This window comes from Indolivaga macrotermitis (genome assembly GCF_900128985.1).
Lineage (GTDB): Bacteria > Bacteroidota > Bacteroidia > Bacteroidales > Dysgonomonadaceae > Dysgonomonas_A > Dysgonomonas_A macrotermitis.
Window position 1 is genome coordinate 1 of the sequence record NZ_FQUC01000023.1, and the last position, 15362, is coordinate 15362.

Genomic DNA, 15362 nt, shown 5'->3' on the forward strand with positions numbered 1-15362 from the left:
TCTTTTCTTTATTACCACTCTCGGTTTTAAAGCGAGTGCAAAAGTAATACACTTACCCTTCCATTCCAAATATTTTATGAGGTTTTTTTAAGAGAAAATCGTAACGATATCGTAACTAGTAGAATATCTAGCAAATAGCTTAACTCTTTTTTACAAAAGAAATCTCCATATTCATAGATATCTAGAATTACAAACAAAATAAGCCTTTCCTTTAATTACATATTTTATATTTATGTAGTTCAAATTTCTTTTATACTATCTTTGCAAAAACAAATCCAGTTATAACGAGAACGGCTAGTAATAGGTACGCTAAAATGGAAAATTTTAATTTTCGATTCATATTTAAAACGATCGGGTTCCTGCTCATTATAGAATCCCTACTACTAATGCTATCGGCTGCCATCTCGTTTTATTATCATGAGCTAAGCGGCGATGCCTTTCTTATTAGTGCATCCATAACAATAGTCATTGGTGTGATGCTTCGCCTATTAGGTGTTGAAACCCGGGAAAAGATTATTGGTAAACGCGAAGGTTTCCTGGTAGTGTCTATATCGTGGGTCATATTATCAGCCTTCGGTATGCTACCTTTTTATATAAGCGGAGTTATACCTAAAATCAGCGATGCATACTTCGAGACCATGTCTGGATTCACAACTACCGGTTCAACTATAATTCCGGATGTGGATGTAATCCCGTTAGGACTACTATTCTGGCGATGCCTGACTCAATGGGTAGGAGGTCTCGGAATTGTTGTTTTTGCATTGGCTGTACTACCGATTATCGGTGGAAATGCTTCATTTTTGTTCGATGCCGAAACTACCGGAATTGTGAGGGAACGTTTTCAGCCACGTATTACACAAATCGCAAAAAGGCTATTGTTTACTTATATATTTATAACCGCCCTGATCGCCTTTTTGCTTTGGCTAGGCCCGATGAATGCATTCGATGCAATTTGTCACGCCTTATCTACTGCTTCGACCGGAGGTTTTTCTACCAAACAGGCCAGTATCGCTTATTGGAACTCACCGTATGTGGAATACGTAATCAGTATTTTTATGGTCGTGGGCGGCATCAACTTTTCCTTATTATACTTTCTTTTAAGAGGAAAACCCAAAAGATTGCTTCAAGACGAAGAAGTACGCTGGTATTTCGGCATTTACCTCTCTTTCACCATAATAATCACCGTCGGTTTGATTCTTTCGGGACAGATAAATATTGCCGAAAATGCCTTCCGGACATCGCTTTTCCAAGTAACATCAGCCATCACAACTACCGGATTTTCGACCGCCGATTTTACGAGCTGGGGGCCTTTCTATATGTTCCTGATTTATTTACTGATGATGATCTGCGCCTGCGCAGGTTCTACTTCGGGGGGAATAAAAGTAATCCGCGTAGTTGTATTGTTTAAGAATGCCATCAACGAATTCAAGCTGCAAGTGCATCCGAATGCTGTACTTCCGGTACGAATCAACAATCAGGTATTGCCTGTAGATGTGGTGACAAAGATACTCGCATTTATATTTCTATACTTACTCATACTATTTATCAGTTTCCTTGTATTATCATTAACCGGTATCGGATTCGAAGATGCTATTACCGCATCTGTATCATGTATGGGAAATGTCGGACTGGGAAGCCTTAGCGAAAGCGGGCATTTTGCTAATATTTCGGACGTTGCCAAATGGTACTTATCGTTTCTGATGCTTACCGGACGTCTCGAATTATTTACTGTATTATCTCTGTTTATGCCTGCATTCTGGCGAAAATAAGAATACAAACCATCTCTCTATTTTCTCCCGTAAACATCACAAGTGCAGTCTTGGTTAAGATAACATTAAATTCTTTTTTATATCTTACGACCCGATAAACAGTGTTCAACTCAACATATTACTCACTCTCGGATCATATGAAATATTTTATCTCCACTTTATTCACAGCTCTACTGTTTCTCTGTAATATAAACGGACAAACAAATAAAAAGGTTAGTTTACTTTTTGCCGGGGATGCCATGCAGCATAAGTCGCAGTTGGATGCAGCAAAAACGAAAGACGGATACGACTATTCGAAATACTTTGCTCAAATAAAACCTCAAATAGATTCAGTAGATATAGCCATTGTTAATTTTGAAACAACCCTGCCGGGACGGGCTTATACAGGATATCCAAGTTTCGGCTCGCCTGATGCCTTTGCATATGCTTTGAAAGATGCCGGATTCAATATTTTCCTTACGGCGAACAATCATTCTTTAGATAAAGGGAAAAAGGGTGTTGAACGCACTATTATGATGCTCGACTCAATGCAGGTGAGGCATCTGGGGACTTATGCAGATAAGGAGAAAAGAGACCTGCTCTACCCTATGGTGGTTGTAAAGAACGGTATCCGTATCGGACTGCTTAACTATACTTATGATACGAACGGAATAGAGGTGCAATCGCCCAACATTGTAAACTATACCGATAAAAAACAAATACTCACGGATATTAATACCCTGAAACGGATGCAACCCGATATTATCATTGCAAATATGCATTGGGGATACGAATACAAACTAAAGCACAATGCAGAACAAAAATCCCTTGCCGATTTTCTTATTAAGAACGGCGTACGGCTCGTTATAGGATCGCATCCGCATGTGGTGCAACCGATAGATATCCGGCAGAAAGGCGATTCGATAGAGAATATCATCGTATATTCTTTAGGAAACCTCATATCAGGAATGAAAGCCGTAAATACCGACGGAGGTATGATGGTAAAAATAGAGATTAGTAAAGACAATAATAACCAGATACATATCAACAATTGTACTTATTCGCTGGTATGGGTATATAAACCTCTGGAAGATGGAAAAACTCAATTTCAACTATTACCTGTAGAGGAATACGAGAATGCCGAAGGCGAAGAAAAACTAGGTAAAACCAATTACCTGCGAATGGCTACTTTCGCAAAAACTGCCCGTAAAGCGATCGAAAGCCTATGGATTAAATCCGAACCGACAATATTACAGACAGATTCGTTGTCAGCAAAAAATTGATTAACTTTGTAGTTAAGTTTTAACTAGGAAACAAAAAATCAAAATATACTTAAACACTTAGATGGAAAAAAAAATAATCCTGACAGGAGACAGGCCGACAGGCCCATTGCACCTCGGGCACTATGTAGGCTCGCTAAAGAAAAGAGTTGAGCTGCAAAACACCGGACTATACAAACAGTTTATATTGATAGCCGACTTACAAGCACTTACCGATAATGCCGAAAATCCGGAAAAAATCCGTGAAAACATCATGGAGGTTGTATTGGATTATCTGGCTGTAGGTCTTGAGCCCGACAAAACTACATTCCTGATACAATCATGTATTCCTGCATTGTTCGAATTACCGATGTATTATTCGAATCTGGTAACAATGGCTCGTCTGGAACGTAACCCAACTATCAAGACCGAAATTCAATTGAGAAACTTTCAACGGGATATTCCTGTCGGATTCATGACTTACCCCATCAGTCAGGCTGCCGATATTACGGCATTCAAAGCTCATTATGTACCTGTAGGGAACGATCAGCTGCCGATGATCGAGCAAACACGCGATATAGTATCGTCATTCAACCGTACATACAAAGAAGTACTTGTTGAGCCGGAAGCTATATTACCTGACAATGTTACTGCTCAACGTTTGGTAGGAACAGACGGGAATGCCAAAATGAGCAAGTCATTAGGTAATTGTATCTATCTGAAGGACAAAGAAGATGTGATAAAGAAAAAAGTAATGGGTATGTTTACCGATCCTAACCACCTGCGAGTGGAAGATCCGGGAAAAGTAGAAGGAAATCCTGTATTCACATATTTAGATGTATTCTCGACCGAAGAATTATTCAAAAAACATTGTACCGATTACGCCACTCTCGATGAGATGAAAGACCATTATCGCCGTGGTGGCCTGGGAGATGTAAAAATCAAACGAGTACTGAACGAAATCATGCAGGAAGTTCTCTTACCTATCAGAACACGCCGTGAAGATTACGAGCAACGGAAACCCGAAGTATTCCAAATGATCGAAGACGGAACAAAGGCTGCGATTGAATACACCAATCAAACTCTGGCTGAAGTGAAAGCTGCTATAGGTATTAACTATTTTGAAGGAGAATCATACAGAGACTTGTTCGTTAACAAGAAGTAAGTTTCGATATACCAGAATAAAACAAGGGACGAAAGATAGAATCTTTCGTCCCTTGATATTTCTTCTTACAATATTATTTTTCCAAATTCTTCGATAAGATATAAAATACAGGAAAGCAAGGCACACTCTCGTTATGAAAACGATCTGATGCTGTAACTGTATAATAAACACCCCGTTCGGCATCTTCCGTATCCAGATAGATTTTATTCCCCCTGATACCTGTCATCACGACAGAAGCAGCATTATTAATGTCACAATCCTCAGTGGATGTTTCGTAAACCGTATATGTCTGCCCTTCCGATTCGTTCGACGATTTCCATTCGATAGCAGTATATCCGTTCGAATCTCTGTAAACCTGCATATCCAATGGTGAATTAGGTGCTTCGTTATCCAACCATGTCATCGGAGGTAGTTTAGCCGGATACTTGTAATATCCTTTCAATGCTTCGCGGATACCTTTTAGGTTATCGAGAACATTAGCTGCACGGTAAAAAGCCTGTCCCCTACTCTCACTCTTGCGTGTATAATCTATCTGTGAAGTTATATCCTGAATTTTCCAATCTCCTTCCGATGGCAAGAGCCGGTAAACTCCGAGCCCGGGCACAACCATCCGTCCTTCGCTCATACTTATCCAGTCATCGACATGTTTATCAAAATCTGGTTCGTTGTAGTATAACATAGGATAAACAGCATCCATCAGCCCTTTCTGTAACCATAATCCTGCATCCTGATGCACACTTTCGTAAGCTGTCCAACGACCGCGCATCGGGTCTAAGTTCCGGTAACGCCCTATCGGGCTACAGCTTATCTGTACCCAGGGCTTTTTCTTTTTCACAAGGTCATGTATATCGGTTACAAGTGCCGTAATATTATTCCGCCGCCACTCTTTCAGAGATTTGCTTCCTCCGTATTTGGCAAAAGTATCTTTATCCGGAAATTTAGTAGCCGATTCGGGATAACGGATATAATCGAACTGGATACCGTCTATATCGTAATTACTGACTATCTCGTTTACTATCCTTAGCAAATAAGTGCGTGTGTCGGGGTTTCCGGGATCGAGATACCATTCGCCCTGATGCAGTTTTGTCATCTTGGGATATTTTGCAACTACCGACTGGCGTCCCTGCGCTTTTACCTGCTTAGGTGTACCCAAAGGGAAGGTCACTACCCATGCATGACACTCTATGCCCCGCTTATGGGCTTCCTGTATCGCATATGCCAACGGATCGTACGGAGCATATGATCCGACGGTTATATCTTTTTTAAAGTAAGGGCTCCACGGTTCTATATCCGATTTATAAAAAACATCGCCCCTTATACGTGCCTGAAAGAATATCGTATTGATATTAGACCGCTGTAACTCATCAAGTAAACGACACAGTTCTTTTTTTTGATCTTCGGCACTTTTTCCGGGAGAAGGCCAATCGAGGTTCCAGTTAGTGGTAAACCATACCGCACGTACCTCCTGTGCTTTATCCTGAGCTTTTGACGGATTAAATAGTAAACTAAGAAAAATTAAAGACAGTAGATATTTAACAAACTTCATATAAAAAAATTAAGTTCACGGAACTATTCATTATCCACCTAAGCATAACTATCACTGTTAGTTATAACCATAATATACTACATTAAATATTCCCTTTTGCTTAGCAGGAACAAAAAAAACTTATTTTCTGCAGATACAATCCACCAAATGGTCGTCAACATAACCTGTAGCCTGCAGATAAGCATAACAGATGGTTGTACCGAAAAATTTGAATCCCCGTTTCTTCATATCCTTGCTTATAGCATCCGATATAGGTGTGGATACAGGAGCCTCATCTAAGCTTTTCCAATGATTTACAACAGGTTTTCTGTCCGGAAAATAGGAAAACAGGTAATCACTAAAGCTCCCGAAATCGTTCAGTATTTGTATAAACGCTTGAGCGTTGGTAATAGTTGACTGTATCTTCAACCGATTACGAATAATTCCTTCATCCGACATAAGGCGTTCGACATCTTTTTCTTTGAATTGGGCTATTTTCCGGAAATCAAAACCGGCAAAAGCTTTCCGGTATCCTTCCCTTCTCCGTAGTATTGTTATCCAGCTCAAGCCGGCCTGAGCGCTTTCGAGTACAAGAAACTCGAATAAGGTATTATCGTCTGTTACAAGTTTTCCCCACTCTTCGTCGTGATATTTTATATAAAGGGTATCTGTGCCGCACCAACCGCAGCGCACAACATTAGATTCTGCCATAAAGAATTAGAAACTATTTAAATTTTAGCGAAAAATATTACTATGATAGAATCTGATAAATATCCTTAGCCCCTTTTTTATGCTCTTTTTAGTGTCTTTTGCTCTTTTTTTCTTTGGGTTTAGCAGGCTAAACCTGCTAGTAAAAATAACAAAATCCATCTAAAAGTACCTATAAAAAAGATGTGCTATAAAATTTAAACAGGTTCTTATTTTTTTGAATTCGACGATAAATATACTACGAAACTTACTACATAAAAAAATGCCCGCCCTAAATTATCTCTAATTCGGAGCAGGCACTTTAATATGTTAAGAAAATAAGGGACTTTTTTTAACTTCGGATAACGGTCATTTATTTCACATCTATAACCGTTTCAACCGGTTTCAACCAAGGGGATGAGAAACGAACTTTAATCTGTCCTTCCTTTCCAGTCGACTTGATGTAAGTAAGAATACGTCCATGATAAACCCGGTGTGCATTATCGGTATAATCGCTCATGTCTTCATTATTACTGGCTTCCATGCCCAGTAGTCTCGCAGGCCCCGCAATACGGCATGTAATTTCATTGTCGGATAGCATTACAGGTATACCGTTTTCATCTACTACCTGTAATACAATTTGTGCGAGCCCGTCATTTTTTGATATTACTTTTTCGGCAGACAATACTTTGATCGCAAACGGGCGTGTCGACGATTGAATCGAATAGCGGGATACTTCTTCATTATTTTTACCTAAACCGATAACTTCCAACTTCCCGCTTTGGTAAGGAATATCCCAATAGATAATCCCTGTAGCCTGATCATAGTCTTTGGTTTGTCCTACTTCTTTTCCATCTAGCATCAGTTTCGCCTTAGCTGCATTCGTATAACATACTACACGTATCGATTGTCCTTCCTCGTAATTCCAGATAGGCCATGCGTCCATCGACGGAGTTTTTTCCACATAACTGTTACCTTCATTTTCAGCATCGAGTTGAGACCATACATCTTTCATCTGACTCTTGCTTCCTTTACCCGGTGTCGGATAAGTTCCCAGATAAGCCATCGGTTTATCCGACCATAAAGACTGGCGGAAATATCCGCGAGGTTTGATAAACCCTCCAAAATCGAGTAAGCCTGAATAAAATCCTCTTGACGGCCATCTTCCCGACTCGCCAAGGTAATCGATACCCGTCCAAAGGAATTGTCCGAATATATGCTCGTTATCCCTCACTGCAAGCCAAGCTTCAAGATCGTGCCTGTTTTCACTACCATAGATCACTCTGTTAGGATACTTTTGGTGATCGGTTGTATATCTGTTCTCGGTATAATTATACCCTGCTATATCCAATGCCCCCGGATATTCGGTTTCATTCGACATAGCTACACCAGCAAGTCCGGCTGTTGTAGGACGTGATTTGTCATATTTTTTAACTACAGCAACCAAACGTTTAGCGATATCTCCGAGACGCATTGCATCGGGAGCACTTTTCTTATATCCTCCAAACATTGCCTGAGTAAAGCCTGTATTTTTTCCTCCGTCTAATACGGGATGCGAATAAGGATCGTTAGGGTAGTCCACTTCATTACCTATGCTCCATGCGAATATTGAAATATGATTGCGGTCGCGAAGTACCAAATCGGCCAAATCTTTTTCGCCCCACTCTTCAAAGAAATCAAAAGCCCCCTGAAATCCGGGTGTTCCTACATTCCAGCCTTCAAGCCATTTGCGTTTAGGAAACTCCCATTCGTCATACGCCTCATTCAGAACCAAAAGCCCCAGTTCGTCGCATAATTCATACAGTTCGGGAGCTTGCGGGTTATGGCTTGTACGGATTGCGTTACATCCAACCTCTTTCAGTGTCAGCAATCTTCTTCTCCATACATCGCGGGGAACTGCCGATCCTAATACTCCTGCATCGTGGTGAATACATACACCTTTTACCTTCATCCATTCGCCATTTAGAGCGAAACCCTTGTTAGGGTCGAATGTCAGAGTACGGAAACCTGTATATGTAGTGGTCGAGTCTATTATTTTATTGTCCTTCAGCACCGTAGTCTTAAGGATGTATTGCTGCGGATTGTCCAAACTCCATAAAAGTGGATTTTTCACTTTCAGGCTTGTTGTCGATTTAGCCTTCTGATTTGCTGCAACACTCAGTTTGTTAGAACTTTTGGCTACCGATTTATTTCCGGGCGCTATCAGATCATGTATGATTGTCAAGCTGGAATTAGCATCTGAATTGTTTTCAACATCCACTTCCAGATTCAATGTTCCGTTATTTTTATCCATTTCCGGATACGCATATACACCCCATTGGGCTATATGTACCGGATTAGCATACACTAACCATACATCCCTATAAATACCCGAACCTGTATACCATCTCGAATCAGCCGATTGGCTATGGTCTACACGCACAGCTATAGTATTATCCTCTCCATACTTGATATATGATGTGATATCGTACATGAAAGATATATATCCGTTAGGACGTTTTCCGACCGACTGCCCGTTTACGAATACTTCGCTACGGTTATATACTCCTTCAAAATAGATATACAGCTTTTCATTCTGTTTTTCTTTCGGAATATTAATCGTTTTTCGATACCATCCTATTCCGCCGGGCAGATATCCTGTGGCACTGGCAAGAGTCGGGCTGAGTTGCCCTTTTACACTCCAGTCGTGAGGAAGCTCCACTGTTTTCCATTTAGAATCGTCGTATTGAGGCGATCCGAACTCGGAGTTATCTGACAGGGAAAACTTCCATGAAGAATTGATTTTCTCGGGTTGCCCAAAGGACACCTGTGCCATCAGCGGCAAGGCGAGAAGGGATAACACCGAAAGTAATAATAATTTCGTAATTTTCATGATATATTTCTGGTTTGATTGTTTTTCACGAAAACAAAAATAAGCTATATGCTACAATACAACAGCCATTAAATTGGGCAAGTTAGGTAGTTAAATCCGTCACATGTATTATTTTTTCATTATATGCTTTATGTATTCGGAAGGTGTCAAGCCAAATTCTTCCTTAAAACATTGGCGGAAATAAGTTATACTGTTAATCCCTACTATATAAGATATTTCCGAGATGGTATACTTTCCGGTCAGCAATAATTGTTCGGCATTACGTATCCTTACCTTTCGGATAAATTCATTGGCCGACATACCGGAAAGAGCTTTGATCTTCCGGTATAAGGTAGAATGGCTCATATTCATCTTTTCGGCAATGAATGTTACATCAATCTTATCCGAATCCAGATTCTCTTCTATTATAGAAGTCACTTTGCCTATAAATTCGTTATCTATTTTACTGAGCGAATCTATCATGATAGCATTTTTATCTATCGAATTCTTAGTAATCTGCTCTGCTATTTTCCGTCTCGACTCCAGAATATTCGTGATACGGCTATCCAATAAACTTGTACTGAAAGGCTTGGTTATATATGAATCTACTCCGATATTATAACCTTCGGTCCGGTCATGTATCGAATCTTTGGCTGTAAGCAGGATAATCGGGATATGGCTTGTCCGCACATCTTCTTTCAGTATTTTACTCAGCTCAAACCCGTCCATCTCGGGCATCATAATATCACTTATAATAATATCGGGGATATAAGTGAGGGCTTCTTTTAGCCCTTTTTTTCCGTTCTCGGCCGTATAAATCTTATACTGTTCCGACAAAGAGTTATATATATATTCCCTGATATCGGCATTGTCTTCTACAACCAGTATTATTTGTTTAGAATCTTTAGTATCGGTATTCTCTTTTTCGGTATACTCTGACGGCACTGTGGTAGTGCCCGATTCCATATGTAAGGCTTCGGGATATGTATTATCCGTTATTATCCTGAAGCGGAAAGATGTTCCCTCCCCCTGCATACTATCGACATATATCTGTCCCTGATGTATGGATACAAGGTTGTGCACAAGAGCCAGACCGATACCTGTACCCGATATCTGTTTTTCTTTCTCCGCCTGATAATACCGGTCGAATATCTTATCTACGGAATCGGCAGGAATACCTCTTCCGGTATCTTTTACCTCAATCTCGGTATAATTAGTGTCATTTTCGGTTATATCTCTCAACACAAGAGTGATTTGACCCTTTACCGTATATTTGAAGGCATTGGACAACAGGTTTTCCAAAACAGTAACAACAATATCGGGATCGTAATACAGAACGGTATTCTGAGTTTCAACCGATACACTAAATAAAATACGTTTATTCGTGTTCAGCTCTTTATACCTCAGCCCTACTTCCTGTATCAGTTTCGATATATCATCCTTATATACACACAGCTTTTTGTTTTGGGTTTCGGTTTTCCTAAACTCCAGTATCTGATTTATAAGGCTCAATAACCGTGTTGCACTTCTGTGTATAACCGATATTTTGGAAGAATACTTCTCGCCCAGTCCGGGGTCTTCCTGCATATCTTCCAATGGGCCGAGTATCAATGTCAGCGGGGTACGCAGTTCATGGGTAATGTTGGTGAAAAAGCGGAGCCTTTCGTTATTCAGTTCCAATTCCTGCAAACGGTTTTTCTTCTCGAGAACCAAAGAGTTTTCGAGATTAAGCTTACGTTTATAAAAGCGCAATATAAAGTATGCTATAGTAAGGGAAATTATAAAGTACAGACCCTTTGCCCACCACGTAAGCCAAAATGGAGGATGCACCACAATTTTGAGTGTTGTAACATTATTTGACCATTCCTGATTCTTCACTCTCGATTTTACCAGCAGTTCGTATGTTCCGGGAGGGATATTACGGAATGTCACGGAATTTTCGCCCTGTGTATTATACCATATATCTTCGAGCCCCTTAAACATATATGTATAATCGACCTGATGATTGAGTGAATAATCCAGAACATTGAAAGAAACATTAAATGTATTCTGGTCATAAGCCAATTCAATATCCGAAGAAACAGGGATATTTATTTCGTTCTCTGATAAGTTTTGCTGATTGCCGTATATCTTGAATTCGGTGATAATTGTAGGAGGCAGTTCTATTTTAGTAGGTACAAGTTCGGGATTAAAGTAACAGAGGCCATTCTGAGACCCAAAGTATATTACGCCTTTCGAATCCCTTGTTACCGAGCCGCTCATAAAATCGCCCAATGGTATCCCATTATAATGGTCGTAAGTATAGAAACGGTTTTGACCGGGAATAAAACGACAGATACCGCCATTGGTACTGAACCATATATTACCATCTTTATCTTCGGTAATAGCCCGTACATGACTGTCGGCAAAGCCATTGTTTTTATTATAGACACTATAATGGTCTAAATCGCCGGAAGAATGAAAACAAACAAGCCCTTCGCCGGTCGCAACCCATATTTGTCCTTTTTTATCCTTATATATATGGTCAACCGTATTAGACGGAAAGCCGGCTTCGGTTTTAAATGTTTTAACTACTTTCAGGTTCTTATCCAATATAGCCAATCCTTCACCAAAGAAACCGATCCAGATATTACCTTTTTCATCCTTGGATATTGCCCTTACCAGATTATTGGGCAGATCGGAGTTGTCTGTCGAGAACAGTTTACCCTCTTTCGTCTCCAGATTGTAACGATACAAACCATTATTGCAGCCGATCCACATATTTTTCTCCTTATCTTCATAAAAGCAGCGGATCTCACGGCTATTATTATCGATAGGGAATATTGAGAATGCTTGCTTTCGGTAGTCATATATATTTATTCCTCCCCGGAATGTACCGAACCACAGGTTGTTTTCGGAGTCTTTAATAGCTGCCAGAATAGCGTCATCCGAAATATTATCCGATTTCTTATCAAATATCCGGATTCTTTCTCCTTTTTCGAATAAGTTGATACCCCCGCCATCAGTCCCTACCCAAATCCTGTTGTCATCATCCGCAGATATACCCCATGCGATAGAATTGTTCAGGATATTGTTTGATCTTGATACGGGAGAGTATATCCATGTATTGAAATATGGCATATGGTTACTTATAAAATTTACGCCTCCCCCATAGGTTCCAAGCCATAAATTGCTGAACGAATCCTGAAAAATACTTCTTATTGTGGAATTGGAAAGACCACTGTTATCGTCGCTGTAAGTAATGTTCCGGAAAGAGACGCTTTGAGAGGTCAGAAACATGCTTTGTTTTATATCAAGCACACTTACTCCTCCTTTTTCAGTCCCGATCCAAAGCGTTCCGTCAGCCATTTGGCTTATGGAATAAACATAGTTGGATATAAGCGACTTGCTATTTAAAGGGTCATGCCTGAATACAACAAACGAACCCTTTTCGGTATTAAATAAAGCCAGACCGTTATTTGTACCCACCCACACATTGTCGTTTTTATCGACATATATTGTCCTTACCTCATCACCGGGAAGGCTTTCCTTATTATTGGGGTCATACCTGAAGTTCTTTATCTTCTTATCCTTGAGAGACAAGACACTTAGCCCGGAAGAAACATGCCCTATATACAAAAAGCCTTTGTTGTCCTCTGTCACTGACCATACATTGTCGCTGACCATTTCGGGAACAGTAGATTGGTTGTAATGTACAAATACCTCTTTTTGCTTATCGAAATACTCGACGCCCCGATAGTAAGTCGAAAGCCAGATATTCCCGTCTTTAGCATTAGTTATATCTGTAATATCGTTGGTTATGATACCCTGCGGATTTTTCGAATCGTGCTTGTAATGCGTGAAAGTCTCCGTTTCGTAATTGAACATATCGAGCCCCTCGCGTTGAGTAGCAATCCATATTGTATTGCTATGGGTATCGGCATATACTTTATTGAGTTCATTCCCGCTTATACTATTGTTCCCGGGGTTGTTGTTTTTTTTATATACCTTAAACCTGTTACCATCGAACCTGTTGAGACCCGACTCGGTCGCAAACCATATAAAGCCCTTTTTATCCTGAGTAATACTTATGACATAATTGCTGGAGATACCATTCTCCATATTAAGCTTTTTTATGTTGTATTGCTGAGAAAAAATAGGCGCCAGAGACAGGGTCAACAAGATTAAACTGAGAACTAATTTCATGGTTGGATGTTATTTAGAATCAAATATAATATTATTTTAAGAATATAGAACCTCTATTTCATCATTGACCGATTTAACTCTCATTAATGATTATTTTGAGTATCCATGCGTCTCTGCGCAATGTATATATTTGCTTCATAAATCTAACCATGCCCTCTGTAGTTAAAGCTTCTCTGGATAATTAGCCTATAGACCTGCAACTTATTTTATTAATACCATGAATAAAAAATCATTATTTCCTATCAATTTATTCTTTGCAAAAAAGAGTTCGTCACAATACAATCCTTATCAAAAGTTATCCTTATAACCGATAACACGCAAGTTTATTTACATCCACCAAAAGAGTTACCGGATGCAGATAAGCTTTCCGCATTATTGTATATATCCATAGTATATACAGAACACGGGTAAGTACATAAAATAGATCTAATATAAATACCTAAATTTTATAAACTAAAATCTGAATTTCATGAAAACAACAAAATGTTTTAGCTTATTGCTGATCCTTCTATACCTATTGAGTGGATGTAGCGATGATGATGATTATTCTGATGTAGACGGGTTGCCCCCCACTATCTCATTGGCGTCATCGACCATCCAGACCGAACCCGGCCGCGAATTTCTTATCGAAGCCAAGATCGAAGATAAAGACGGACTTCGCTCTATTAATCTTAAGAATGCTGCTTTTCAATTAGACAAAACAATCGACCTGACATTAGATAGTATTGTATATTCATTCGATCTCAGTTACAAATTCAAAACGGCAAAAACCCTCGAAGGAGATAACTTCCCTCTCGAAATTACGACTACCGACCTCGGCGGACGTACCACTACCGAGACCATAACAGTAACAATGGACGGAGACTTTACAAGCCCTGTGTTTACTCTTGCTCCGGATAATGACATCACCGTACTGTTGAAATCGGAAACCCGCCTGAATATTAAATTTACTGTGGAAGACGATAAAGCCCTGAGTATTGTTTATATCAATATTCCCGAATTAGATTACTCGCAAGAAGTTACCACCTTTACCAATTCGGGTAAAGCCCTTGTATATGACGATCCTCTGACTTTGCCTTCCAAACTGGCGACTTATAATCTGGAGATACGTGCAGTAGATAAAGCGGGACATGAAACAGTAAAGAATAGTATAATTACTGTTTCTGAAATGCCCGACTTCCCTAAAATGTATTTGGCTGATGTAGCAACTGTTGAAGAATTGAATAGTGATGTGTTCGGCGTGCCGATGCGTATAGAGCGTACAGCTGCATATGAATATAAAGCAAATTATTATAACGAAAAGGCAGGTACCGAAATCTTCTTCTTACCTCAGAAGAGCGATTTTACCCCGATTTGTTTCGGACTCGACCCTGTTGATAATACAAAACTGACCGACGACCCCAGCATTGCACAACCTATTGTACTGACTCAGGCTAATGTATATTACGAAATTACATTTAATGTACAAACTGCCGCTTATAACATCAAAACATATAGCATAGCCGATGCGATTGACCCTGTACCTCACAAGTTCGGTTCTGTCAGCCTCGATACATGGGGCGATGGAGGAAGCTGGCTTCAGGAATTCTATTTCGGTTATATGACTTCAAGTCCGAAAGAAGTAGTGAAGTTCAAACAAGATGCTACCAATCCGCACCTGTACTCTCTGTCAGCTCCTTTGGCATTGGAAGCAGGAGAGAAAATGAATTTCATAATTCACAACTGGCACTCAGATGGTTGGTGGAACTATTGCACATGGCGTGTAGATGATTCGGACGAACCGGAGACATTTGGCTACTATGGTAATTTTAAAAATCCACTGTGGACCAAGCCTAACACAACCCTCGACAACTGGGCGAAACCGACCGTTAAGCAAACAGGCTCTTACAAATTATACTTTGATGCTCACCTCGGTAGAGGAAAACTTGTGCGTGAGTAAAGT

Annotated in this window: 8 protein-coding genes; 4 read left to right on the forward strand and 4 right to left on the reverse strand. The window is 39.9% G+C overall.

Annotated elements, in window-relative coordinates; translation table 11 throughout:
• Positions 1-314: 314 nt before the first annotated feature.
• From BUC12_RS18810 to trpS, 3 genes are all read left to right on the forward strand, one after another.
• Positions 315-1769 carry a TrkH family potassium uptake protein gene (locus BUC12_RS18810; protein WP_062184585.1) on the forward strand — a complete coding sequence of 485 codons (1455 nt, stop codon included), beginning with the start codon at positions 315-317 and terminating at the stop codon, positions 1767-1769.
• Positions 1770-1906: 137 nt separating this feature from the next.
• On the forward strand, positions 1907-3031 hold the full coding sequence (locus BUC12_RS18815) for a CapA family protein (RefSeq protein WP_062184582.1): 1125 nt from the start codon (positions 1907-1909) through the stop codon (positions 3029-3031).
• Between the two features lie 61 nt (positions 3032-3092).
• Positions 3093-4172, forward strand: a complete 1080-nt coding sequence (gene trpS, locus BUC12_RS18820; RefSeq protein WP_062184579.1) for a tryptophan--tRNA ligase — start codon at positions 3093-3095, stop codon at positions 4170-4172.
• A gap of 73 nt (positions 4173-4245) precedes the next feature.
• Here the strand turns inward: trpS and BUC12_RS18825 are convergent, their stop codons facing one another.
• From BUC12_RS18825 to BUC12_RS18840, 4 genes are all read right to left on the reverse strand, one after another.
• Positions 4246-5718, reverse strand: a complete 1473-nt coding sequence (locus BUC12_RS18825) for a glycoside hydrolase family 10 protein (protein WP_062184576.1) — start codon at positions 5716-5718, stop codon at positions 4246-4248.
• 120 nt (positions 5719-5838) lie between these two features.
• Positions 5839-6408 (reverse strand): DNA-3-methyladenine glycosylase I, encoded by a 570-nt coding sequence (locus tag BUC12_RS18830; protein WP_062184573.1) that lies wholly within the window; start codon positions 6406-6408, stop codon positions 5839-5841.
• 349 nt (positions 6409-6757) lie between these two features.
• Positions 6758-9256, reverse strand: a complete 2499-nt coding sequence (locus tag BUC12_RS18835) for a sugar-binding domain-containing protein (RefSeq protein ID WP_062184570.1) — start codon at positions 9254-9256, stop codon at positions 6758-6760.
• A 108-nt stretch (positions 9257-9364) separates the two neighbouring features.
• Positions 9365-13420, reverse strand: a complete 4056-nt coding sequence (locus tag BUC12_RS18840; protein ID WP_062184566.1) for a hybrid sensor histidine kinase/response regulator transcription factor — start codon at positions 13418-13420, stop codon at positions 9365-9367.
• Between the two features lie 469 nt (positions 13421-13889).
• On the opposite strand from BUC12_RS18840, the gene BUC12_RS18845 reads away from it, so the two are divergent.
• Entirely contained in the window at positions 13890-15359 is a 1470-nt protein-coding gene (locus BUC12_RS18845) for a hypothetical protein (protein WP_062184563.1), read from the forward strand.
• The last annotated feature ends 3 nt before the right edge of the window (positions 15360-15362 follow it).